Raw genomic sequence first — 24,442 nt, 5'->3', positions numbered from 1 at the left:
GATGAATCGTTTACATCCACTCAGCGCCGTGACGGCGGCCCTCCAGCGAGGGGTGACCGGATTTTCGATTCCGTTTTTCCTCGTGGGAGTCGGATCCAGCGTCTTCGACGTCGATATCGACCTGTTGTTCGTGTTGTCTCCTCTCGGTCTCGTCGCCGGGATCGGCTACGGAATCGCCTACTATTACCGATTTACGTACGAGATCACGGCGAGCACGTTCGACGTCACCTCGGGCGTTCTCTCCCGTCGGTCTCGAGAGATACCGTATCGCCGCATTCAGAATGTCGACGTGTCCCAGGGGGCCGTCCAGCGAATCCTGGGGCTCGCCGTCGTTTCGATCGAAACCGCCGGCGGGGGCGAGACGGAAGCCAGCCTGGACTTCGTGAGCGAAACCGAAGCCGAACGCCTTCAGTCGGAGATCCGGCGGCTAACGGCCTCCGTCGACGATGGGACACACGCTGGCGGCCCACGACCGACCACCGCCGACGAACGGCCGTCCACCACTGGCGAACGACCGTCATCCACCGACGCAGCCGACGCTGCAGGCGTCGGCGAATCAGCACGGACCGAACGAACTCGAGCCGAGAGCGGGCCGATCACGTTGTTCGAACTCGAGTTGAAAGAACTCCTCGTCTACGCACTGACCTCGTTCCGATGGGGTGCGGCCGTCTTCCCGGTCGCGATACTGTTGTTCTTCCAAAGCGCCGATTCCGGCTCGGGTCCGGTTCCGGAGTTCGTCTTGCTGGCAGCCCAGCCACTCGGCGGTCCGGAAGCGATCCACGGCGCAGCCGTCGGCCCCCTTCTCGTGTTGATCGGGGTGACGACCCTCCAGTGGGTCGGTGCGACGTACGTCTCGAGCGCGCTCTATACGATCGCGAACTACTACGGCTTCCGACTGGGACGAGCGGGTGAGGACTTCGTCTACGAGCGCGGGCTGATCCAGCGCTACAGCGGATCGATCCCCGTCGAGAAGGTCCAGTCGGTCACGGTTACCGAGAACCCGCTTCAACGGCTGGTCGGGTACGCCGGCCTGTGGGTCGAAACTGCCGGCTACGGCCCCGACGTGGGGAGCGCCAGCCAGTCGGCCGTCCCGCTCGCGGAATCGGATCGCATCTACCGGTTCGCCGAGAACGTAACCGGCGTCGAAACGCCCGCGTTTCGTCGACCGCCGACCCTGGCCCGGCGACGCTATCTCGTCCGGTACTCGCTACTCGCCTGCGTCGTCGTCCTGGCCGCATTCGGACTCGCGCGGGTTTCGACCGTCGGCCGCTGGTACCTCTCCGCGATCGCCTTCGTCGTCGTTCCGCCCGCTGCACACCTGAAATACGTCAATCTGGGCTACTTCGTCGGCGAGGACCACCTCGTCGTTCGAAGCGGGTTCTGGAAGCGCCGGACGACCGTCGTCCCGTATTATCGGATTCAGACGGTTTCGACCCGGCGCTCGATTTTCCAGCGTCGGCTCGGGCTGGCGACGCTCGCCGTCGACACCGCCAGTTCGCGAACGTTCGCCTGGGGAACCCCGACGATCGACGACATCGGCCTCGAGACGGCTCGCGAGGTTCACGGTACGGGCCGACAACGACTGCAGTCGGCCCTGCGCGAGCGCGCTCGGTCGGACGATGCCGGGCTTTCGGTGGATTTTACCTGACCGCCTCCAAGGCTTCGCTATGGCAGACGGAGACGATTACCGAATCGAGGAGGACAGCCTCGGCGAAATGCAGGTTCCCGCGGACGCCTACTGGGGGGCCCAGACCCAGCGCGCGATCCAGAACTTTCCGATCTCCGGGATCACGTTCAGCCGCCGCTTCGTCCGAGCGCTCGGCGTCGTCAAGAAGGCCGCCGCGCAAGCCAACCGCGACCTCGGTCTGGTCGACGACGACGTCGCCGAAGCGATCATCGAGGCCGCAGACGAGGTCATCGCCGGCGAACACGACGAGCAGTTCCCGGTCGACATCTTCCAGACCGGGTCCGGTACCTCCTCGAACATGAACGCGAACGAGGTCATCGCCAACCGCGCCGCCGAGATCATGGGCGCGGAGATCGGCGACCGCGTCGTCCACCCCAACGACCACGTCAACTACGGCCAGTCGTCCAACGACGTCATCCCGACCGCGATGCACGTCGCCTCCCTCGAGGCCGTCGAGAAGGACGTCATTCCCGCGCTCGATACCCTCCGCGAAGCGCTCGAGGAGAAAGAGGCCGAGTTCGACGACGTCGTCAAGACGGGCCGAACGCACCTGCAGGACGCCACCCCGGTCACGCTCGGCCAGGAGTTCGGCGGCTACCGAACGCAGGTCGAGAAAGGGCTGGCGCGCGTCGACAACGTCCGGAACCACCTCGGCGAACTCGCACTCGGCGGGACTGCGACGGGAACGGGGCTGAACACGCACCCCGAGTTCCCCGGCCGCGCGGCCGAGTACATCACGAAGGAGACGGGCGTCCAGTTCCGCGAAGCGGACGACCACTTCGAGGCCCAGGCCGCTCACGACGCGATGTCCGAGGCCCACGGGGCGTTGCGGACCGTCGCCGGGTCGCTGAACAAGATCGCCAACGACCTCCGCCTGCTGGCTTCCGGGCCGCGCAACGGACTCGGCGAGATCGAACAGCCCGAGAACCAGCCCGGGTCGTCGATCATGCCCGGCAAGATCAACCCCGTCGTCGCCGAGGCCGTCAACCAGGTCCACAAACAGGTCGTCGGCAACGACGCGGCCGTCTCCGCCGGCGCGGCGGAGGGGCAGATCGATCTCAATCTCTACAAACCCGTCCTCGCACACAACTTCCTCGAGTCCGCCGAACTCATCTCGAACGCGAGTCAGGTCTTCGGCGAGCGCTTCGTGCGAAAACTCGAGGCCAACGAGGAGTACTGCGAGGACCGCGTCGAACAGTCGATGGCGATGGCGACCTCGCTCAACGTCCACATCGGCTACGATAAGGCAAGCGAGGTCGCAAAGACCGCGCTCAAGGAAGGAAAAACGGTCCGCGAGGTCGTCCTCGAGAAGGGCTATCTCGACGAGGAGGAAGCCGACGAAGTGCTCGACCCCCGGAAGATGACCGAACGCGGCATTCTCGGCCAGGACGACTGAAGCGGTCCGGCACGCCGTATCCGTTCTTGCATCCCGCTTCGTTGCTCAGGGGCGTGCGATCAACACCGACGTCTCGACCGTCCGTACGACGCGGTCGGTCGTACTCCCGAGGAGGTGTTCTTTCAATCCCGATCGGCCGCTCGCCCCCACGACGACGAGGTCGATGTCGTATTCGGTGCTGTACTCGGCGATCACCTCGTGTGGATCGCCCTCGAGGGTCGTCCGGTCGTAGTTCACGTCTGCCCGTTCGGCGCGGTTCGCGGCCTCGTCGAGTGCGGATTCGGCCTTTTCTTCGAGCGTCTCCGTAAGTTGCGGGGCGATCGATCCCGAGGCGGCCGCGGACATCTCCGTGCCGGTGTCGACGACGGAGAGGAAGTGGACCGTGGTCCGTTCCCGATCTGCGATTGCTATCGCCTCGTCGACGGCCGCGGCGCTCGCGTCGCTTCCGTCGGTTGGCACCAGAATATTGTCGTGCACGGCTCCCAGTTTCAGACCGACGGGCAAAAACGAAAGCCGTGGATTTGCGCGGTGGTATTCCGCGGACTGAACCGCGGAGCGATCGACGTCGTACCGACCCGCGGCCGGCGGGCCGTTCAGCGATCGGCCGTTTCGAGCCGTTCCAAATCGAGCGGGTCCTCGATGTCGCCCATCACCGCCTCGAGCAAGTCGGTGATCGTGACGAGTCCGACGACCTCCCCGTCTTCGATCACGAGCGCCAGTTCCTGATTTTCCGCCTGAAACTGGTCGACCGCGTCGCTCACGTCCGTATCGGGTGAGAGGGTCATCGGCGGTGCGGCCAGTTCGGCGAAGTCGACGTCGCCATCGGCGAGTTCCTCGCGGTGTCTGAGAAGGACCGGCGTGTAGACGATTCCCCGAAAGTCGGTCAGTTCGGCGCCGGCCAGCGGATACCGCGTTTGCGGCCGTTCGGCCATCTTTCGGAGATTTTCGTCGGCGTCGTCGTCCGTCGACAGCGCGACGATTTCCTCCGACCCGACCATCACGTCCCGGATCGACTGTTCGCCGATCTGAAACGCGTTCATCACCTCTTCGCGTCGTTCGTCCGGAAGATCGCCCTCCTCGAGGATCGATCCGAGTCGGTTCCGGAGGTCTGCGCGGGATTCGATGACGTCTTCTTCGGTCTCGAGCCACGCGCCGGTCATTTCGATCCCGAAGAGTTTGAGGGTCCACTTCGCGACGCCGTCGCCGATCGTGATGAGCGGCGAGATTATCCAGTGGAACCAGTAAAGCGGCGCCGCGCCGTACCGACAGACCATCCGCGACCGTTCGACGCCGAGATACGTCGGCGTCTGCTCGCCGTGTGTCAGGTGAACGAGATTGATGATCAGGAAGGCGATGATCGCCCCGCTGCCGATCGTGGCCAGTACCGTGTTCTCGAACAGAGGCTCGAAGATGGCAGCCAGTGCTGGTTCGGCGACGATCCCGACCGCGATGCTCGAGGCCGTAATACCCACCTGACACGTGGTGAGATAGATCTCGAGATCGTCCGTCATTTCCCACGCCCGCTCTAGTTTCGGGTCACCGCCGACGAATTCCTCCTCGGTGAACTGACGAGCGCGAGTCAGTGCGAACTCGATAGCGACGAAGAAGGCGTTCGCCAAGATGAGCAACACCCCTGCGATCAGTCTCCCCCCGATGACGAGCGTATCCATTACTTCGACCGTTACGTCCTCGGATACAAAGGACTGGTGAAAGACGCCACGTTCTCCGTGTCGCTCCTTCGTTCCCTGAATTTCCAGATCACGTACGGAAGTTCGATCGGCGTACACAGAGGGTCAAACGTCCGAACGCCCGACGGCACAAGTCATACTCTCGAGTGAGTAAAACCCGAATCCGGTTCGCTCTTTTTTCCCGACGTATTATCGGCAAATCGAGAGAGTGACGCCGAATCGCCTCGGATCCCGTCGGAATAAAAGAACCCAAGCAGTTTTGATGGAGGCTCGCGTCAGACGAAATATGCACACCTGTCGTAACTGCAACCAGTCGTTTCAGACGGAGCTCGCCCTCGAGTTACACCGAGACACGTGCAAAAAGGGACAACTCTTCTGTCAGGTATGTGGCGATCGATTCCGAGAAGGCGAAGCGACCCAGGATGGGTGGCACTACGAGTGTCCGAACGAGGACTGTGACGGGGACGGACTCCAGGAAGATCTGTATCGCGTCGAAGACGTTCGGACCGCAACCCACTGACGGCCGACCTCGCGCAGATTTTCTCGCGGACGACGCCGGACGAACGAGAACACGCAGTCGTTCCCGGCGCACCCGAACGTATTCGCTCGACCGCCGTCGCCGTCCCGGACTTCGAAACGCAGGTCGAGAGGTGGACCGATACGTGCGGTTCCGTGAGACCGGTCTCTCACGCCCTGATAATTGCCGTCGCTTTCCCACCCTTTAATCCCGTTTGTTCCGTCGAGACACGTATGGAACGGCTCACCCCGCGGGTTCGGGTTGTCTGGCTCGTCCTCGCGACCGCTCGAGCCGCGATCTTCGGCGGACTCGTCGTCGGCGGGGCGATCGCGCTTTCCCGCACCGATCTCTGGATCCCCGCACCGAGTGTCTTCGTTCCGGCGGTGGCCGCCGTCGTTATCGTACTGGCCGTTATCCGAGTCTTCGTCGCCTGGCGACGGTACGCCGTCTGGCGGTTCGATCTCCGCGACGACGATCTGTACATCAAACGCGGCGTCTTCACCAGGATCCAGACGGTCGTCCCGTACGTCCGCGTTCAACACGTCGACTCTCGGCGGTCGCCACTCGAGCGAACCGTCGGCCTCGCGACGGTCGTCGTCTTTACCGCCGGTTCGCGGAGCTCGGACGTCGCCATTCCCGGACTGACGCCTGCACGCGCCGAAGATTTACAGGAAGCGTTGCGCCGACTCGCAATCGAGAGCGCGGGAGAAGATGCAGTGTAACGGCGAGATGAGAAAGCTCCATCCAGCGTCTATCGCCGTCCGGTCGCTCTCGCGGAGTCTCAATACCGGGTTCGTGTTCTTCGTCGTCGGCGTCGTCGTCTCCCCGGGCGGGAACGGGATGGATCTGCTGTCGGTTTTCGGTCTCGTCGCGTTCGGTATCGTCACGGGTATCGTCTACGAGTTCGCCTATTACCAGCGGTTCCGGTACGAACTCACCGAGGACACCTTCGACGTCACGTCCGGGGTGATTTCGCGTCGGGACCGTGAACTCCCGCTGGGGCGGATTCAAAACGTCGATATCAGACAGAACGTCGTCGAACGAGTCGTCGGTATCGCCGCGGTCCACATCGAAACCGCCGGGGGCGGCGAGACCGAAGTCAGTCTCCGGTACGTAGACGAAACGGAGGCCCGCCGTCTCAGACGGCAACTGAGACGCGGCGCTCGCACCGAAACCGGTGGCGGCGACGCGTCCACGGACGAAGACCGCGCCGCGTCACTCGAGACGGCGACGGCGGAGGACGAAGACGTCCTGTTCGAAATCCAGCCGCGCGAACTCGCGATCTTGAGCGTCTTCACGATCGACCCCGGAGCGAGCGTGCTGGGCGGTATCGCGCTCTCTTTTGCCAGTGGGTTCGATCCCAGCACGTTGATTCCGGTCGATCGGCCCGCCGAGCTACCGGGACCGGTAACGGGACTGGGTGCGATCGTCTGGGGACTCCTGGCTTTCGTGCTCGCAGCCTGGGTCATCAGCGCAGCGCTCACGTTCACCCGTTACTACGGGTTCCGTCTCACACGCGTCGACGACGAACTCTATTACGAACGTGGACTCCTCCAGCGCTACAGCGGGACGATCCCCCTCGAGAAGGTCCAGGCGCTTACGATCTCCGAGTCGATCCCGTTTCGGTGGTTCGGCTTCGCGGCGCTGAGCGTCGAGACGGCCGGATACGCGCCCGGACAGGAGTCACGCGGGTCTGAATCCGCGATTCCGCTCGCAGACACCGACCGCGTGACCGCGCTCGCGCGGGCGATCGAACCCTTCGGCCCGGTGGACCTCGAGTCCCCACCGAGGCGGGCCAGAGAACGGTATGCGGTCCGGTACCTGCTCGTTCTCGCCGCCGTCGTCGCCGTCGCGTATCTCGGAGCCCGGTACACTGCCGTCGTTCGGCAGTGGTACGTTCTCCTCGTAATCGGTGTCGTCGTTCCGGTCGCGGCCCACCTGAAATGGGTGAACCGAGGGTTCCGGGTCGGCGATCGGTTTTTGCTCACGCGCACGGGATTCTGGCGGCGGACGACCAAAATCGTCCCGCATTACCGCGTGCAGGCCGTCCTTCACGAAGCGACGATCTTCCAGCGGCGACGGCGACTCGCCAGCGTGACGGCGGACACCGCGAGTTCTGCCTCGTTCTTCGGTCGAGCGGCGACGGCCCACGACGTGGACGCTGATCGCGGACTCGAGATTCAAGCCGAAATCGAAGAGCGCCTTCAGGACCGACTCCGTGTACGAAATCGACACCGGTCGGGTGGCCGGTGGTTTCGAGACTCGGGCGAGCAGACGGACGGGTGGCGAGGTGACGACTCCAAACGGTGAACGGGAGTCGGCGAAGCTCCGTCACCCCTGCTAACTTTGTATAGCGAAATAAGGTTTGTAAGTCCGACAGCAACCGCCAGATAATGATGCTCGGTATCAATTAACGAGGCCCCGTTTCGTCCGAATCACCCACGAGTCCCCGGGTACGGTTACTCGCGCAACTGTCCCGAGAGCACCGGGAATCGGTGAGCCGACGGAGGTGCGATCGGACGGCCGCTGTGGCTCCGGAAAGCGATTTCGCGATGATGGGCACGTATCCGTCCGCGAAGAGAGTAGGGTCGGTCTGTGCCGCTTCACTCGAATAGAGTTCGTCCGTGAACCCAGCCGTTGCCGTCTGAGACCGCCCGAAACTCGCCCGGCATCCGACCAGTAATCGGCGAGGATCGTTCGTCGCCGGAGTCTACATCGCAGAGGCACCACCGAGAGCGGTCACTTCGCTTCGACGGTGTGTGCGTCCGTCGGCCGACGTATCGAGACCCCTCGAAAGACGACTGAGAGAAAGGGCAGACGGGAAGCCTGCCGGAAGCTGCGTCGGCGGCCCCTCGAGAGAGACTACTACAGCGGGGGACCAGTTCGCTCGCAACGAGTACGCGTCGACGGAGCGCATCCGGGACCCTGACAACCGACCGTCCGTCACCGTCAGCAGGAGCGAAAAGACGGCACACTGACCTCGTTTCGTCCGGTTCGAAATTCCACACACCAACTCGAGACGGGCGCACGCAATTCTCATATCTCGAATGGTGGTACCAACAGTGTGGAATTAATATCCGAAACTATGTCACATATTCAACTGCAATATCAAATTGTAGGCACACAATTGGCGCCTATTGGTATATACGAGTCGAGATAAGGTCACTTAGCTCGAATTATGGGTAGATTGAAGGTCACCGCGATTGATGAGAGGATATGGGCGAAACGTCGGATACATCTCGAACGGCTGTCAAAACGTACGTCCCAGCCTACCAGAAATCTGAATGGCAATCACACGCAGACGACCTCGGGATGAGTCAAAGCGAATTCGTCAGAGCGATGGTTCAGGCCGGCCGAAAAGGTTTCGAATCAGACACTATGGAACCCTCTTCTCCGGACCCAGACCCTGGGGGTAACGGCCTCGAAAAGCAGGTCCTCGAGTTGCTTTCCGCTGACACGTATTCGTGGGACGAACTCCTCGAGGCGGTTTCCGAAGACATCGAGTCGCGACTGGACGAGACGATCGAGCAACTGCAGACGAACAATCGAATCCGATACAGCGGGCGCCACGGAGGGTACACGACGGTCGACGGTGGTGACGATGACGACTGAACCCGGGCAGGCGCAACCGGAGGAGGTCGACGACCCCATCGCGTATTTCCTCGACGACCAGCGATACCACGGCAAGAGCGAACGGACGCTCGAGGCCTACGAGCGCGTGCTTCGACAGTTCGAGGGGTTCGTCGACGAACGCTTCGACGTCGATTCGGTCGCTGCGCCGGAGCGACGGGAGTGTATGGCCTGGATCCACTCGCTGCGCGGTGAATTCGAATCCAGCACGATCGCGACCTACGCCTCCTATCTCAACAGATTCTACGACTATATGACCCGTGTCGGTGTCTTCGAAGCCAATCCGATGGGACTCGTGATGGAGGAACTGCCCGAATCGATCGATACGAATCCCACGAGGCGTGATCTGTCGGTTGCAGAGATGCGGACGTTCGTCGACGAGATCGGGCACCCACTCGAACGGGCCGTCGTGATCGCACTCCTGAAGACCGGGATGCGTGTCGGCGAACTCTGTAACCTCGATCTTCGAGATCTGAACCTCGAACCGCGGTCACTCGACATCGAATGGACGCCCCGCGTCGGACTCGAACGCCGATCGTCCTCGCTGTTCGTTTCGGCGGAGCCAGCCCGTGGAACGACCGTCAACGGCGAAGAACGGACAGCCTCGAACAAACGAAAGCGAGACACGGTCGTTCCAGTGGACGGCGAACTGGAGCGTGTGTTGCTCGAGTGGCTCGCGATTCGCCCGGACGCGGTATCGCCCGCCCGCCCGCTCTTTCTCGATACCGGTGATTCGTGGGGCGAACGGCTCTCTCCATCGGACGTTCGCTATATCGTCGAAAAGCACGCACGAAGACGCGGGTGGTACCGGACTGGTGGCGGAACACAGGAGAACGTTACGCCACACTACTTCCGACACTTCTTCACGACGCACCTCCGGGACCGAACCGGCGATCGAGGGATCGTTCAGTACCTCCGCGGTGACGTCGCCGGTGACGTCATCGACACGTACACCCACAACTGGGGTGATCGCGTCCGGGAAACCTATCTCGCTCATATCTACGCCGTCACCGCGTAATCGGATTCACGAACGTGGACGTGAGGGCCTGAGACCGCTCTCGCGGGGGAATCGAGTGACAAAATCACAGCGCAGTCACCGCCGTATTCAGGTGAACGTACAACTTGAGTACTCAACATTTCCGGAATATTTCGGGCGAGTAAATCCCATATCGCTATACAGAATTGGCCCGGAGCCACGACAGGACGATGGGAGGAACCGCCACACAGCGTTGCAAAAAAGACGACCCACGGCGTCGAACGGTTTCTGCACCGTTCTCGTTCGGACTCGAGGGGACGAGTTACGGTTCGACAGTGAGTTCCGTCTCGAGGTCGGATCCGTTCACCACCGAGCGGACGTAATCGATCGTGTCGGTGGTCTCCACCGTATTTTCGAGCAGGACGGTCTCGCTCGGGAACAGTCGTTCGCCGAGCAGGAGGCCGTGGTCCCGCGCGGTCGATCCGGTGACGGTCAGATAGACACCCAGTCCCGCGTCTGCTATCGCCGCCTCCTCTTCGCGGCTCGCCTCGGGATAGCGGAATTCTACTCCGTCGAGCGTCTGCGTACCGAGTACAGCTTGAACGAGACGTTCGTACCGCGGCTCGATGCAGAGCGGACCCTCGTACTCCGCGAGGAACGCTCGGTCGAGCGACCCTGCTGCGGGAACGACTTCGGGCGTGGCCAACAGCGTGTGGTAGACCGTGTCTGCGAGGCCGGTGACGACCTGGACGTCAGTGTCCGACGGGTTGATTCGAGCGTTCACGTCGGCGATCCGTTCGAGCGGTTCCGGCCGTAACTCGACGACCTCCTCGAGAACGAGATCCGCGCTGTCGAACCCGAGTGCGAATTCGTGGGTTCGAAGGGCGCGAAACGGTTCCTCGCGCCCCACGAGCTGAATTGCGGTGTCTTCGGGCGCGCCTTCGACGTCGGCGAGCGGAATCGTGACGCTATCGAAGACGATTCGGCGCGGTTTTCCGGCGCGATCGTCCCGCAGCAGGGTGAACTCCGGCGCGGTCGGATCGTCGACGGTACTGTATTCTGCGAGACGATGGTAGACGTCAGTTTCGTCGGCGTCGATCGTTCCCTTCGTGAGCGCCTTTTCGTGACGAAGGATCGACGTGACGTCGTCCGCTAGTTCGGGGACGTCGAGTCGATTCGCGAGCCGGTCGAGTACCGACTCGAGCGGCCGGCCCTTCCGTGGAACAGCGATCGGTATCGTCTCGCCCATCGACCGGTTCTCGACCGGCGACGGATAAACGAGTTGTGTTTTCGGGATAGACGAGCACTGCAACCGGACGCTACCCGGGTCGGTTGCACCCGCGTGACAGCGTTAGTCGGAGAACATCGATCCGAGTTCCTCGCGCCACTCATGGATCTCGGTCACGTCGGATCTGACATCCTCGAGGTCGCTCTCGACCGCTTTGAGGTCGTCCGCGACGGATTTGACGTCGTCGTCGACAGTCCCGATGTCGTGTGCGAGTTCGTCGACGGTCCCCTCGACCGCGTCGACGTCGTTCGTTACGGCCCCCAGGTCGGATTCGAGATCGGTGTTCCAGTCGGTGAGATCGACCACGTCGGCTTCGACGTCGTCGACCCGGTCGTTCGTCTCCGTCAACCGCTCGTCCATCGACGAGAGGTCGGCTTCGAGCGAGTCGATCTTGGTCTGGAGTTCGTCGATGAGCTGTGCGCCGGTGCCGTTTTCTTCGAGGAACGTCTGGAGCGAATCCGTGTAGGCGGTGACTTCCTCGACGCGAGACTGGAGGTGATCGATCTTCGCGATGTCGGCCCCCGTCGGCTCGAGGTCGAACTCTGACTGAATAACCTCGAGATCCTCCTCGTCGACCGACCCTTCACGAATCTCGGTCGCGAGACGCGCCGCGACCGAGCCAGCGACGTCGATCTCGACGCTCGAGGTCGATTCCTCGGTCCGCTCCTCACGTTCGGTCCCGATCGGTTCGCCTGGTCCGGGATCGAGATCGGCCTCCGCGTCAGGCTCCGAATCGAGAGCGGGTTCTGTGCCCGATACAGCCTCTCCGACCGGATCGGTGTCGAGATCGGTCTCTCCAACCGGATCAGTGTCGAGATCGGTCTCTCCGACCGGCTCCGAATCGAGGTCGGACCCCACGGACGGCGCGTCGTCCTCACCGTCTCTGGCTTCTGAATCGTCGAGCCCGAGGTCGATTTCGATGCCGGAATCGTCCGGTGGGTCGGCCGCGGTCCCCTCGCCGGCGCCACCGCCGATATCGGTTTCACTCGTCTCGGTCCCGATATCGAGATCGACGCCTGGTCGATCGGGTGCGTCATCGGCATCCGTGTCGATCGCGGGCTCGTCGGTATCCGGCTCCGGTATTTCTTCTTCTTCGAACCCGAGATCGATATCCGGCGGTTCATCCCCTTCGTCCTCGTCGTCCGCATCGACGTCGATCGGTTCTGGATCCACGTCACTGAGGTCGAGATCGAGGCCGATCGTATCCTCCGCTGTCTCGTCGGTAGAGCCGACATCGTCTCCGAGATCGACATCCGGACCGGGCTCGATCGTCTCTACGTCCTCGAGACCAGGCATCGACTCCGACTCCCCGCTGATCATATCTTTGACGGCCTGACTACCGTCCTCGGAGACGATATTGCCGATAAGCTCGTCGTCGAGTTCCTCGGCTTCGGATTGCTCGATATCGTCGTCGCCGCTGCGTTCCACGACGGTCGGCTCGGAGAGGAATTCCGCACCTCGACTTAGGTCCTCGAGTTGGATCCCGTAGACCGTTACGAGGCGTTCGTTCGGCTCGAGCGTCGCGGTGAACTCGACGTGATTGTCCTGGAAAGCCGTCCAGTCCTCGCTATGATAGTCCGGGTGGAATCCGACCCGATCCATCGGAAACGACGACGGAACGTCTTCCGAAAGCTGAAACGTAACCGGATCGTCCCGGTTCGATTCGATCTCGAACCGGATCGCTGGAACGGGAAATTCGTCCGCCGTGAACGTTTTCCGGACGGATATTCCGTCAGTACTGATCTCGATCACGTCATCAGTGTCGGCGGTGCTACTCATATGAGACCAACGTTACCATAGCATTATTATAAATTGTGCGGACGGACTCATATCGAGAGAACGATAGGATCAGAGTTCGACGCGGTCGCCGACCTCGACGATCTCGAGTCGACTCGGATGCTCGAAACTGCGCGCGTGGTGGTGCAGCGCCGTCGGATCGGCGGTGAGACCCTTCCACATATCCCAGTGGCTCGGCAGGAGTCGTTCACACTCGAGGGCGTCAGCACACTCGATGACCTGATTTTCGTCGTTGTACCAGCGGGTCCGGGTCGGCTCGCGGGTCTGCTTGTCGGGAATCTGGCCGACGGTTCCGAAGGCGAGCGCCGCGAGATCGATATCGTACTCGTCCCCGATTCGACCGAACTCGTCGGTCGGTTTGGTGTCCCCGCCGTGGAAGAACGTACCCGCATCGTGTTCTATCACGTAGCTTACCGGATGCGTCGCGTCGGGGTCGTAGGCGTCCTCGACGTGGATCGTGAACTCGCCGAACTCGAGCGTCTCCCCCTCGGCTACTTCGGTCAACTGGTCGTCCGTGACGTCCCACTCGGCCGTCCAGTTCTCGTCTTCGCGAGCGACTGCGATGCTGTCGTCGGGAGCGTACAGGGACGCGCCCGTATTCGCAAGGATGGGTGCCTGGCTCGGTCCGTGAACGTGATCGGTGTGTTCGTGCGTCGCGAGGACGGCGTCGGCTTCGGTGACGTCGGCCGGGTCGAACGGTACCGGAATCATGCGAACCGTCCGCGGCGGATCACCCAGGCCGAGGTACGGATCGATGTAGATCGTCGTTCCCTCGGATCCCTTGCAAACGAACCCGTTGCAGCCGAGATACCAGATCGCGACCCCGTCCGGTGTCGCGTCTGCGACGTCGCGGACGAGCCAATCGCTCCAGTCGCTTTCGATCATGGCCGAAGATGCGAAGAGCTACCCGGTAAGTGTTATTGTATTCGGTGACGGAACGAGCGGATGGCCTTCGTAGGAAACCCGTCCCTCCTCGGCATCGTAGCTCACGAGCGTGGCTTCGGTCAAAAGCGGGAGATGAACGTGAACGAGCGAGACGTAGACATCGTCAACGCGTCGGTCCGAAATCTCGCGCTCGGTCGCGTCCGCCTCGCGGACCGCGACGTCGCGAGCGAGCGTTTCCGTGTCGATCGGGCGATACTGGCCGGCAAGCACCGACAGGACCGTCCGTCGACGGTCGTCGGCGAGCGCTTTGAACACCGCGTCGTGATCGTCCGGTTCGTCACCTCTACCGATCGACACAGGCCGTTCGAATCTGGTATCCTCGAATGCCCGGTGGTCGGTCGTCACGACCGCCCCATCGTCCGTTTCCTCGAGTACCCCCGCGTCCGCCAGTTGTGGTAACAGTCGATGGTGGAGGTCGACGAGCGCTCGCTGGTGGTCGCTGTCGGAAACGGTGTCGGGCGGGGTATCAATTATCACCGCTGCGAGTCGGAACGCAAGATCGTTTTTCCCGATTCCCTCCGGCGATCTCTCGGAGACGATGCGGACGACGATCCGTCGACGGGCGTCGGCGAGGGTACCAAAGAACTCGTCGCGAGAATCGGGGCCGGACCCGCTCGTAGGTGAGTTACTCATCGACTACTGATCGGTGACTAGTGTGCAAAAGAACTGCTCCAAACTGATTTGGAATCAGTGATCTATTACCGATACTTGGACAAAACAGTCCCTCTCTCGAGATTTTTCTGCATGTGTATAGCACTCAAGCTCTGATAACAGGATAGACTGGTAGTTTGAGACGTTCGTCACCGATCGGTGACGATTGGTGGCAAAAGCGAGTAGCGCATCGTTCGCCCTCGATCGAAACTCGGCGGCAGACGGGAGCGACTCGCGCGTCGGGTCACTGTACAAGCAGTGTAGAAGAATACCCCCGGTGCTCGACTCCCGACGCAATTCACCAGGTGCCGTGGAACGTATCGAACGAGAGGCTATCGAGCGGTTCGTCGCCGACTGCGATCCGGTACTCGCCGGGTGTGAGCATCGGCTTATGGAACTGCGGCCCGTCGTCGGTCGTGATCCGTGGACACCCGGTATTGACGAAGGCGTCCATATCGAAATTCCGCAACCGGTCCGGCGTGACCTCGTCCATCGTGATCAGATAGGCGTTCTCGTTATCGTCGAGAATCTTCTCCGCAGTCTCCCAGCGGCCCTGGCCGATCTTGGTACAGAAGATGACGCCCCACTTTTCGGCGTCCATCGCGCGGTGTATCGCCCCGTATCGCTGTTTCATGAATTTCTCCGTGTCGGCGACCGTGACGACGTTGTTGACCGGGTCCGCGATGACGACGTGTTTCTCGGGGTGTTCCATCGCCAGTCCGAGCGGATGGAACTTCCCTCCGCCGACGTAGAGTACCTGGTCCGCAGGAACGTCCGCGCTCGCGTAGTTACAGCCAAGCACCTGTCCCTCGTGGGTCAGCCGCTCGTCCCCGCGGCGACTGTGGACCTCGTAGCCGTGTTCCGCCAGGAATTCGCGCATTTCCTCGTAGCGGTTCATGTGCTGGGCGGTGGTGACGAGGCCGACACCGGCCGTTTCCTCCGGGGCCTCGAGAGTGTCGAGGGCCTCTTCCATGATCGGCGTGACGTCGACGTTCGAGAACAGCGGAACGTAGATCACCTTGTCCGTGTTCTTCATCGGCGAGTGGCCGAAGTGGACGAACACGTCGGTGCGTTTCATCAGGTACGTGTCGAGATCGCAGGCGCCGTAACAGGGCTGGCCCGAGAGCATGAACGTCACGTCGTCGTCTGCCAGTTCTCGGAGATCGTCCGCCACGGCCGGCCCGCGACGTTTCAGCCCCTCCGGGAACTGCAACCCGACCTTGGTCGCGTCTCGCTCCTCGATCGCGTCGACGATCTCCTCGAGTTCGTAGTCCCACTCGCGATCGTGTTTGAGACGCATTCCGGTATTCCTGAGGTCGCCCCCGCTGTACTCCGACTCCTGACTCATTGACTCTCCTTACGGCCACGAACGTATAACGGCGGCGCTTTGCGAGTCTGGCTCACGAGAGTCGCTCGGCCTGCTGAGACGGGGTATTCCCGCCGAAGCCGCACGTCGTAAACGCGGCCCGGAAGTCGTCCCTGTCGAACGTCCGGACCAGTTCGTCCAGTTCCGTAAACAGGTCCGCGAGTCGCCGCTGGATGTCCGCGTACTCGTCGTCCGCCTCGAGTTCGCATCCGGGGTCCGTACGCGCCTCGAATGCCCCGCATTCGACCGCCAGCGACGCACACTCGGCCACCAGGTTATCGTATCGAGCGCGTCGCAGCAGGTGATCGACCGTCTCGAACAGGGCCGTCTTCGATACCGGTTTGACGAGTGAGTCGCCCGTGAACCGATAGCGTTCGGTACCGGGCTCCGTGTATCGGAGGACCGCCATCGTATGAGCCGCGTTTCGTTCAATCTCGCTCGCGACGGCAGTTCCGGACGCCGTTTGAAGATCTCGAGCGACGAGTGTCGCATCTACGTCCTCGAGAATTGCGAGCGCGTCGTCGCCATCGGTCGTCGTTTCGACCCGGAAGTCGTCCGCGAGCCACGATCGAAATCGGGCCACGACCTCGGGGTCGCTATCTGCCACGAGGACGGCGTTCGTATCACCAGACATAATTTGCGATGGTGGTACCTGGGCGTCCAACACATATCAAATTATGGAATGATGTTCGACCGACCGGACGGTGTGAACTGGGCGGATTGACACGAACGACGAAGTGCCACTGCGTACTAAACTATTCGCGTCCGATCCGGTAGCGGAACCGTCCGCTTCGGCGTGACTGAGTTCCGAGAACTGATCGGACGTCGGGTTCGTTTCTCGACCCAACAGTCATAGTACTGGAGGGTAAACGAGGGGTTAATGTCAGCGGAACAGGCTTCAGACGGCTATCTTTTCGACCTCTATCGTCGATATATCGGAGAACCGGAGGACCGAACCGACGTCTACGCCGGGTTCGGTCTGTTCCTCGGCGGGATCGGGCTGGCGGTGATCGGACTCGTGCTCTTTCTCTGGGGCAACACGTTCGAGGCGCGATCCCCTGGGTACTTTGCGTGGGTCGGTCCCGCGTACGCACTGGCGATGACGGCACTCCCCGTTACGATGTTCGGGATCGTCACGCTCCTTCCATCGGAGCGGCGAGTGCTGTACGCGTCGACGGGCGGCGTCACAATCACGATCGCCGCTGTCGTCGGCTTCCTCGTCGCGTATCCGAAGGACTGGAACGGCTACAGAAACGATTACACCGTCGAAGTCATCGCGACGTATGCGGTCGGCCTCGCGTTCATCACAGCATCGACGGGTGCGGCGCTGATCGCACACTACCTGACCATGGCCCAGCGAGCCGACGCCGCCGGGACCGGAACCACCGATGCCGACGGGAACGACGACCCCGAAATCACCGATGCACAAATCCAACGTGACATCGACGACGCGATGGAGGACGTCGAACTCTCCTGGGGAGGCGTCGAAAAAACCGAGCACAGGCGGCTGAGTTTCTCGAACGACGATTTCGACGACGTCTCCGTCGACACCGACGCGGGCACCACGACTACCCGATCGGCCGGCGTGGACGCGCAGGTCGCGGGCCTCAACGGACTGAAAGGCGGCGAAACGAAGACGATCACCTCGAGTGCAACGGTCGACGATCAGACTGCGAAGTTGAAGGCGCTTCGCAAACAAAAGCGGGCCGAAGAGTTGGCAACTGCTGACGACGACGGTAGCATCGCTACGGTTACGAAACCGGTTTCGATCCTGATCGAACAGTTCCGCGACCTGGCAAAAAGAAATTAAAGGGCGTCGTTCGAAAGTAATTATGTCTTCGTTCGTAGTATCAGTTATTGAAGTGCGCACATAGATTTATAATCCGATGGTTTCCTTACCACTGCATGGCCAAAGGCCTAGACGTTGGAACGATGAACATCCTGTCAGCACAGCAGGATGGGAACGATACGGTTTTCGTGCAACAGCGTAACTCCTTCGTAGAGATCGAGTACTCGGACATGGCCGAGCAGATGCTCTCGCGAAGCGAAGTACTTCACATCCGAAAGGACGACAAAGTGTACGTCGTCGGTGACGACGCGCTCAATTTCGCGAACATCTTCAACAAGGAGACGCGCCGCCCGATGAAACACGGGATCCTCTCGAACGACGAACAGAGCGCGATCCCGATGATGAAACTCATCATCGAACAGGTCGTCGGCGAACCCGCGTATCCCGACGAAAAGCTCTACTTTTCGACACCCGCGGACCCGATCGATTCCGAACTTTCGACGCTCTATCACCAGAAAACGATCGAGTCCTTCCTCGACGATATGGGATACGATGCCGAACCCATCAACGAAGGAATGTCGGTCATCTACTCCGAACTCGCGGACAACAACTTCACCGGCCTCGGAATCTCGTTCGGCGCCGGCATGACGAACGTCTGTTTGGCCTACTACGCTGTCCCCGTGATGAAGTTCTCCGTCGCACGCGGTGGCGACTGGGTCGACGAGCAAGCCGCGCGCGCGACCGGCACGCCCGTCGACAAGGTCACGTCCATCAAGGAAGACGACTTCGAACTCGACTTCACGACCGACGTCGGCGGTGTCGAAGGAGCGCTGTCGATCTACTACGAAAACCTACTCGACTACGTTATCGAGAACATCGTCACAGAAGTCGACGAGGAAGACGTCGAAGAAGGGCTCGACGTTCCCGTCGTCGTTACCGGTGGTACCTCGAGCCCGAGCGGGTTCGAGGCACTGTTCCGCGACCACCTGGAGGAGGCAAATATCCCGTTCTCGATCAGTGGCGTCACGCACGCGAACGAACCGCTGTACAGTGTCGCACGGGGCGGCCTCGTCGCCGCGCGTTCCGACGAGGACGTCGATCACGCAGAGGACGACGAAGCGGAAGCGGCGGCCGCGAACGAATAAGACGCGTATTTGTGGTTTCTGACGAGGGGTCACGTCGGGACAGTGACGACTCGACCCGGACGAGCGAGTCAGTGGTCGTAGAATCGATTGAACGCGTCCCGCCAGGATTCCGACTCCTCACGCCGGGGCTGGTGCTCGACTGGAACGTCGGCGAACCCGCAGTGCGGGCACGTGAGCGTCGACACCTCCCCCAGCGAGAGTTCTTCTACGGGCCCCCTACACCGTGGACACTCGTCCATACCTGTAACTTTCACGGGATATCCTTAACTCTATTCGAACATTTCATTCGGCAATGAATTCTGCGAGCGGTCGAACTCGAGAGACCCTTTACGCTCGAGGCCCGAACAACCGGCTATGTCGGGCCTCGCACGGCGAACGGTCGCTCGGCGCCTCGAGTCGGTCGCGGATTTTACCGAGCCGTCGGCTCGTCTGGAGCAGTATCTGACGCCGCCCGAGCTCGCGTCCCACCTCTGTCACCTGGCGCAGTTGCAGGGAGACCTCGGCGCACAGGTCGTCGACCTCGGCACCGGAACGGGTATGCTCGCGATCGGTGCGTCCCTCGCCGGAGCCGACCGCGTCGTCGGGATCGACGTCGACGTCGAGGCGCTCGAAGTGGCCCGTCGAAACGTCCGCGCGGTTGCGGCGGACTGCGGCGACGAACCCCGAGTCGAGTGGGTACGCGGGGACGTCGCTCGACACCCGTTCTCGGTCACGGACACGACGGTCCTTTCGAACCCGCCTTTCGGCGCACAGCGTGGGAACCGACACGCCGACCGTCGGTTCCTCGAGACGGCGGCCGAGATCGGCGCCGTCTCCTATACGATCCACAACGAAGGAAGCCAGGCGTTCGTCGAGTCGTTCGCCGACGACGAGGGCGGGACGGTGACCCACGCATTCCGCGCAGCGTTCCCGATTCCGAGGCGGTTCGCGTTTCACACGACCGCGGAGGAAACGCTCGAGGCGGAGGTCTTCCGGATCGAATGGGACGAGCGGGAGTAGCGATCGGGACGCCCGCTCACCCGTAGTACTCGAGTTCGCTCGAGGCCCGTGTGCCGGAGGGAACGCCGATCGATTCTCCCGCGTCCGCGTGCCGTGCCCTCTCCCGCGTCCGCGTGCCGTTCTCGTGTGAGTCACTCGAATCGGCCCCGAACGACGGCACCACCGGCGGGCTCCGGCGGTCAGTATCCGTTGTACGTTTCCTCGCTCGCGACCGCGACCCGCGTCCCGTCGGCGGCCGCGTAAACCGTCTCGTTCTGGCGTTCGAAGAGGAGTCCGCCGACGCTCGTCGACTCGTTTTCGTCCGGAAACGGTGCCGTCGAATCGGCGCCGATCCCGCTCGGGTCGACCGCGAGGACGAACTCGCCGTCCTCGGAGCCGATTGTCACGTTTCTCCCTGCGACCCGGACCTCGGCGCGCGAATCGTTGGATTCGTACGCGAGTCTGCGATCCGTGTCGCCCTTCCAGAGCCAGACTTGATAGACCGTTTCGTTGCCGACCGGTTCCCACCCGGTGCGCTCGACGTGTACCGCTTCTCGCCAGCCGGGGCCCCCGACGTAAACCGTCTCCTCGCCGGTAAATGCGAGCCGCTGGGTGCTAACCGCCTCGAACCAGACGGCACGCTGTTCGCTCGCGACGATTACGCCGCTGGACTCGAGGCCCTCGTCGCTCTCGAACGCTTCGATACCGATACCATTGACGAGGCCGTTCGGAACTCCCTCGACGTATTCCACGGTGTAATCATCGATCTGCACGGCGGCGTCCGAGGACGCAGTCGCGTCCTCCACGACGAGGAAGTTGGGCGGGATAGCTACGCCGACGAGGATCGCCAGAACGCCGACGACCGCCAGAAACGCGACTCCCTGGCCGGTCAGGGCGGATCGGAGTGACGACTCGCGGTCCCGCTGTTGCGTTCCGCTCGCGATCGCTTCGATACGACCGATCCTGGCCCTGATGGCGCCGTCGCCGTCTCCCGCCCCGACCAACTCGAGCGGGCGCCGAACGGACTGTCGCGCGTCGTCGTCCGATCCTCCGAACGGCCGGCGCCGTCCCGGAAACAGTCGTTCGAGTCGGGACGGAACCAGGGAGTTCTCCGGTCCGGCTATCGCGAGCGTGACGACGAGCGCGAGGACCGAGACGATGGCGACGCCGGGGCCCTGAAAGAGCACGAAGGAGTCGTCGGCACCGAACCAGTAGATCGCCCACAGCCCCTTCGAGAAGCCGAAGAGGAGGACGGCGAGCCAGAGTCGGAACGGATCGGGGCGGGTGTCCCGACGCTCGAGGAGGACGATCCCGAGGACGAAGCCGAGAAAGAGCCCGAGGGCGTGGGCCTGGATAGCGATTCCCGCCCACCAGGGTGCCGTGGGCGGACTCGGTTCGACGGTGTAGATACGGATCGGCTCCTGGAGCGCGTAATAGAGCCGTTGTACGACGCCCTGAACGCCTAACGTGGCGACGATCGTCACGATCGGATAGTGAACGATGGCGAAGCCGGCGAGCGCGAAGACGACCCCCGAGAAGCCGATCACGGGACCGAGCGCGAACAGACTCGTCATCAGTCCGATCCCGATGACCGCGAGCGGGAACACCGCGAACGCTCGGACTCGAGGATCGGTCCACCACGAGGCCGCCTGGTGTCGATCACGACCGTCGGGATAGTGTCCCCAGGCGTATTCAGCGATCGGCGCGACGACGACGGTCCCGGCCAGATTTCCGAGGAGGTGCCCGGGTCCGGCGTGGGAAAACGGGGCCGTGACCATTCCGAGCGGGTAGAAATACGACCACGTCCGGAAGGGGATCGTCACGGGATCGTCGAAATCTTCGAATCCGCTCTGGACGAACAGATAGACGCAGAGCACGAAGACGATCACGACGACCGACCCCCACGGAACACCGTAGACGAGCCGTTCCGCCGCTCGGCCGCGCCAGTTCCGTTCCGGATCGTGAATCCGCCCGACGATCGCGATCGACCCCGCTACCGTCGCGGCGACGGCGACCGCCAGCAAGACCGGAAGCGAGCGCATAGTCCGTGGTTCGAACGGACGCGTATAGTGATTTGCCTTCACCGGACGGCGCTTGAGGCGCAACCGCCCGGTGAATCGGGTGGCGTCTCGACGGGACGGACGAACCGCGTCGCCGGGACAGACTCGGGTGGGCGGTCGACGAGGGTCTGCTTCGAAAGGTACAAGCAGTCGACGGACGGACTGGGTGACATGGAACTGCGGGTCACCGAGAGCACCGAGGACGAACTCTCCATCGAGATCGCCGGCGAGGACCACACGTTCATGAACGTCCTCAAGGGCGCATTGCTCGAACACGACGACGTCAGCGCAGCGACTTACGACGTCAATCCGGAACAATCGGGCGGCCAGACCGAACCGATCCTGACGGTCAAAACCGAGGGGGGCGCCGACCCGCTCGAATGCCTCGAAGAGGCGGCCGTGACGGTCCGCCGAAAGGCGCGGTCGTTTCGGGACGCGTTCGAGGCAGCGGCCTGAGCCGTCCGCAGGCGTCTCTCGATTTCCCGTCGCTCGTTCCCGCCTTTCTCTTCGTCTCGTAACCCCGTTTTTCCGTCTCGTCTCGTACTGCGCACCTCGCACCTTCGCGAGGGTGTTCCGTCCCGCTCACTCGAAGTCGGCCGGACGGGCAGGCCAACAGCAGTCAACACACCGCGTAGAAGACGTACAGATCACCGTTCGGTGCGACGTGGATGTCGATCCCCTCGGCGTCGTAGCCCGATCGGACCGCCTCTTCGAATCGCGACGAGAGGAGCGCGTCGGCAACGGCCGTTGCGAACGCTCCCTCATCGTCGTCCGAGTCGATCGATATCTCGGAGGCGACCAGCGGCGCACCGACCGGCGTGACGTCACCGCAGGAGTGTCCGAACTCGCCGGGGCTGACGCCGGTTGGCTCCGCGTCGTCGAATTCGACCGCGACCAGCCCACGGTTCTGGTACTCCGCGTAGGCCGCGAGCCCGTCGTCGAACCGTCGCCGCTCCCCGGAGTTGCGCTCGGCCTCGAGTCTCTCGTGAACCTCGCGTTCCGCAGCCTCGAGGTCGATCCCCGCGGCCTCGGCACCCTGCCCGGGCGCGTCGGGCGGTGTCGGAGGGCCGATCCCCGGCAGCATCGACGGCGATACGACACCCGTCGCGAACAGCGCGATCACCAGCCCGATACCGGCGAGAATCGGGAGGTAAGGCCTGGCAACGTCGAGCCAGCTCGGCGTGGTGAGATCGCGCTCGAGACCGTCGTAGGTCTGTTCTACCTTCTCGAGATCCGGACTGCCACAGCGGGAACACGGCGGGCTGTTCCGCACGTGTTGACGGCCGCAGTTCGAACACGCCCAGACGTACTCGGGGCCGGTGTCGACGGTTTCAGTCGCCGTCGAATCCGGAGACTGACCGCTCTCGGTCTCAGTCACCTCGTCCGCACGGACGACCGCCCGCTCGAACGTGGTGTGCCCGCAGGCAGTACAGGGTGGATCGTTCCGCGCGTGGGGTTTGCCACACCGCGTACACCGCCACTTCACAGAGAGAAATCGAGGACCACGACGGTATAAACGTACGGAACGCGGAACGGCGCCGGGCCGTCCGGACAGATTCCGACCGTCGGAACGGAGACGATGGGTATCCGTCCCGCCGTCAGCGTCGAACCGGAACCCCGTGATCGTCGAGATAGGCTTTCGTTTCTTCGATCGAGTACTCGTCGAAGTGGAATATCGAAGCGGCGAGTCCGGCGTCGGCGCCGGCCTCGGTGAACACGTCGTACATATCCTCGGGACTACCGCAGCCCGAGGATGCGATGACCGGCGTGTCGACGGTCTCGCAGACGGCCGCGGTCAGCGGGAGATCGTAGCCGTCTTTCGTCCCATCCTTGTCGATCGAGTTGACGAACAACTCACCTGCGCCGCGAGACTCTGCCTCGCCGGCCCACTCGAGGACGTCGGTTCCGGTCCCTTCGCGGCCGCCTTTCTTCGTACATTCGAACCAGCAGGATTCGCCATCGATCTCGACGTAGTGTTCGCCGTCCTCGTCGAACCGCCGTCTGGCGTCGACGCTGATGACGATACACTGACTGCCGAACGCCCTGGCGCCTTCGTTTACCAGTTCCGGTCGCTCGAGTGCGCCGGTCGTGATCGAAACCTTGTCCGCACCGGCTCTGAGCGTTTCTTTGATGTCCTCGGTCGTCCGGATGCCACCGCCGACGGTCAGGGGTATGAAAACCTCGTCGGCGACGCGCTCGACGACGTCGAGCATCGTCTCGCGACCGTCCGCGGACGCGGTGATGTCGAGGAAGACGAATTCGTCGGCGCCCGCGCGGTTGTACGCGCGCGCCATCTCGACCGGATCGCCGGTGTACTCGAGGTCCTCGAAGTTGACGCCGGTATAGACGGCGGGGTTCCCGTCGTCGTCCAGATCCACGTCGATACACGGGATGACTCGTTTGGTCAGTACCATGTGGTTCCTATCGGGTGATTCGGGCCGAGGGTAGTAAAGGAATCTGGATCGCTCGGGGCGGCGACGACACACGACGCTGTGACGCGAGCGCTGCGGTCCGAGCGGACGGTCAGCG

23 protein-coding genes are annotated in these 24,442 nt (G+C 62.5%); 11 read left to right on the top strand and 12 right to left on the bottom strand.

The window, feature by feature from the left end; translation table 11 throughout:
• Position 1 precedes the first annotated feature (1 nt).
• Complete coding sequence (locus NJT13_RS00880) at positions 2–1,648, top strand: PH domain-containing protein (RefSeq protein WP_254523617.1); 1,647 nt, start codon at positions 2–4, stop codon at positions 1,646–1,648.
• A 19-nt stretch (positions 1,649–1,667) separates the two neighbouring features.
• Entirely contained in the window at positions 1,668–3,083 is a 1,416-nt protein-coding gene (locus tag NJT13_RS00875) for a class II fumarate hydratase (RefSeq protein WP_254523616.1), read from the top strand.
• A gap of 45 nt (positions 3,084–3,128) precedes the next feature.
• Here NJT13_RS00875 and NJT13_RS00870 read toward each other — a convergent pair whose 3' ends face one another.
• Positions 3,129–3,560, bottom strand: a complete 432-nt coding sequence (locus tag NJT13_RS00870; protein WP_254523615.1) for a universal stress protein — start codon at positions 3,558–3,560, stop codon at positions 3,129–3,131.
• 116 nt (positions 3,561–3,676) lie between these two features.
• Positions 3,677–4,753 carry a hemolysin family protein gene (locus NJT13_RS00865; RefSeq protein WP_254523614.1) on the bottom strand — a complete coding sequence of 359 codons (1,077 nt, stop codon included), beginning with the start codon at positions 4,751–4,753 and terminating at the stop codon, positions 3,677–3,679.
• A 304-nt stretch (positions 4,754–5,057) separates the two neighbouring features.
• On the opposite strand from NJT13_RS00865, the gene NJT13_RS00860 reads away from it, so the two are divergent.
• From NJT13_RS00860 to NJT13_RS00840, 5 genes are all read left to right on the top strand, one after another.
• A complete protein-coding gene (locus tag NJT13_RS00860) occupies positions 5,058–5,291 on the top strand; it encodes an HVO_2901 family zinc finger protein (RefSeq protein WP_254523613.1) in 234 nt (77 codons plus the stop codon).
• A 230-nt stretch (positions 5,292–5,521) separates the two neighbouring features.
• Entirely contained in the window at positions 5,522–6,010 is a 489-nt protein-coding gene (locus tag NJT13_RS00855) for a PH domain-containing protein (protein WP_254523612.1), read from the top strand.
• A gap of 7 nt (positions 6,011–6,017) precedes the next feature.
• Entirely contained in the window at positions 6,018–7,598 is a 1,581-nt protein-coding gene (locus tag NJT13_RS00850) for a PH domain-containing protein (protein WP_254525356.1), read from the top strand.
• 906 nt (positions 7,599–8,504) lie between these two features.
• A complete protein-coding gene (locus tag NJT13_RS00845) occupies positions 8,505–8,900 on the top strand; it encodes a DUF5805 domain-containing protein (protein WP_254523611.1) in 396 nt (131 codons plus the stop codon).
• Positions 8,890–9,936 (top strand): tyrosine-type recombinase/integrase, encoded by a 1,047-nt coding sequence (locus NJT13_RS00840; protein ID WP_254523610.1) that lies wholly within the window; start codon positions 8,890–8,892, stop codon positions 9,934–9,936. The genes NJT13_RS00845 and NJT13_RS00840 overlap by 11 nt, the downstream gene beginning before the upstream one ends.
• A 280-nt stretch (positions 9,937–10,216) precedes the next feature.
• On the opposite strand, the gene NJT13_RS00835 is transcribed toward NJT13_RS00840, so the two are convergent.
• The 6 genes from NJT13_RS00835 to NJT13_RS00810 all read right to left on the bottom strand — a co-directional run bounded on the left by NJT13_RS00835 (position 10,217) and on the right by NJT13_RS00810 (position 16,575).
• Positions 10,217–11,143 carry a phosphoribosyltransferase HisG-related protein gene (locus NJT13_RS00835; protein ID WP_254523609.1) on the bottom strand — a complete coding sequence of 309 codons (927 nt, stop codon included), beginning with the start codon at positions 11,141–11,143 and terminating at the stop codon, positions 10,217–10,219.
• Between the two features lie 102 nt (positions 11,144–11,245).
• Positions 11,246–12,961, bottom strand: coding sequence for an AAA family ATPase (locus NJT13_RS00830; protein WP_254523608.1), 1,716 nt, complete (start codon positions 12,959–12,961; stop codon positions 11,246–11,248).
• 69 nt (positions 12,962–13,030) lie between these two features.
• On the bottom strand, positions 13,031–13,864 hold the full coding sequence (locus NJT13_RS00825; protein ID WP_254523607.1) for an MBL fold metallo-hydrolase: 834 nt from the start codon (positions 13,862–13,864) through the stop codon (positions 13,031–13,033).
• An 18-nt stretch (positions 13,865–13,882) separates the two neighbouring features.
• Positions 13,883–14,557 (bottom strand): DUF7344 domain-containing protein, encoded by a 675-nt coding sequence (locus NJT13_RS00820; RefSeq protein WP_254523606.1) that lies wholly within the window; start codon positions 14,555–14,557, stop codon positions 13,883–13,885.
• A gap of 316 nt (positions 14,558–14,873) precedes the next feature.
• Positions 14,874–15,923, bottom strand: a complete 1,050-nt coding sequence (dph2, locus tag NJT13_RS00815; RefSeq protein WP_254523605.1) for a diphthamide biosynthesis enzyme Dph2 — start codon at positions 15,921–15,923, stop codon at positions 14,874–14,876.
• Between the two features lie 52 nt (positions 15,924–15,975).
• Positions 15,976–16,575 carry a HalX domain-containing protein gene (locus NJT13_RS00810; RefSeq protein ID WP_254523604.1) on the bottom strand — a complete coding sequence of 200 codons (600 nt, stop codon included), beginning with the start codon at positions 16,573–16,575 and terminating at the stop codon, positions 15,976–15,978.
• 246 nt (positions 16,576–16,821) lie between these two features.
• On the opposite strand from NJT13_RS00810, the gene NJT13_RS00805 reads away from it, so the two are divergent.
• Both NJT13_RS00805 and NJT13_RS00800 read left to right on the top strand, forming a co-directional pair.
• Positions 16,822–17,751 carry a cell division protein CdpA domain-containing protein gene (locus NJT13_RS00805; RefSeq protein WP_254523603.1) on the top strand — a complete coding sequence of 310 codons (930 nt, stop codon included), beginning with the start codon at positions 16,822–16,824 and terminating at the stop codon, positions 17,749–17,751.
• A 95-nt stretch (positions 17,752–17,846) separates the two neighbouring features.
• Entirely contained in the window at positions 17,847–18,875 is a 1,029-nt protein-coding gene (locus tag NJT13_RS00800) for a disk-shape morphogenesis protein volactin (RefSeq protein WP_254523602.1), read from the top strand.
• 68 nt (positions 18,876–18,943) lie between these two features.
• Here NJT13_RS00800 and NJT13_RS00795 read toward each other — a convergent pair whose 3' ends face one another.
• The gene (locus tag NJT13_RS00795) at positions 18,944–19,114 is read right to left on the bottom strand and encodes a zinc finger domain-containing protein (RefSeq protein ID WP_254523601.1); all 171 of its coding nucleotides are present in this window, start codon (positions 19,112–19,114) and stop codon (positions 18,944–18,946) included.
• 115 nt (positions 19,115–19,229) lie between these two features.
• Between NJT13_RS00795 and NJT13_RS00790 the strand changes: the two genes are divergently transcribed.
• Complete coding sequence (locus NJT13_RS00790) at positions 19,230–19,874, top strand: METTL5 family protein (RefSeq protein ID WP_254523600.1); 645 nt, start codon at positions 19,230–19,232, stop codon at positions 19,872–19,874.
• Positions 19,875–20,053: 179 nt separating this feature from the next.
• Here NJT13_RS00790 and NJT13_RS00785 read toward each other — a convergent pair whose 3' ends face one another.
• On the bottom strand, positions 20,054–21,895 hold the full coding sequence (locus NJT13_RS00785) for a rhomboid family intramembrane serine protease (RefSeq protein ID WP_254523599.1): 1,842 nt from the start codon (positions 21,893–21,895) through the stop codon (positions 20,054–20,056).
• 189 nt (positions 21,896–22,084) lie between these two features.
• Here NJT13_RS00785 and NJT13_RS00780 point away from each other — a divergent pair, with 189 nt between their 5' ends.
• Complete coding sequence (locus tag NJT13_RS00780; protein WP_254523598.1) at positions 22,085–22,369, top strand: DNA-directed RNA polymerase subunit L; 285 nt, start codon at positions 22,085–22,087, stop codon at positions 22,367–22,369.
• A gap of 163 nt (positions 22,370–22,532) precedes the next feature.
• Here the strand turns inward: NJT13_RS00780 and NJT13_RS00775 are convergent, their stop codons facing one another.
• Together NJT13_RS00775 and hisF are read right to left on the bottom strand one after the other, a co-directional pair.
• Positions 22,533–23,399 carry a hypothetical protein gene (locus NJT13_RS00775; protein WP_254523597.1) on the bottom strand — a complete coding sequence of 289 codons (867 nt, stop codon included), beginning with the start codon at positions 23,397–23,399 and terminating at the stop codon, positions 22,533–22,535.
• Between the two features lie 112 nt (positions 23,400–23,511).
• Positions 23,512–24,327 carry an imidazole glycerol phosphate synthase subunit HisF gene (hisF, locus tag NJT13_RS00770; RefSeq protein WP_254523596.1) on the bottom strand — a complete coding sequence of 272 codons (816 nt, stop codon included), beginning with the start codon at positions 24,325–24,327 and terminating at the stop codon, positions 23,512–23,514.
• Positions 24,328–24,442 lie beyond the last annotated feature (115 nt).

This window comes from Natrinema caseinilyticum (assembly GCF_024227435.1).
GTDB classification, from domain to species: domain Archaea; phylum Halobacteriota; class Halobacteria; order Halobacteriales; family Natrialbaceae; genus Natrinema; species Natrinema caseinilyticum.
This window is presented reverse-complemented; position numbering and strand designations above follow the sequence as displayed.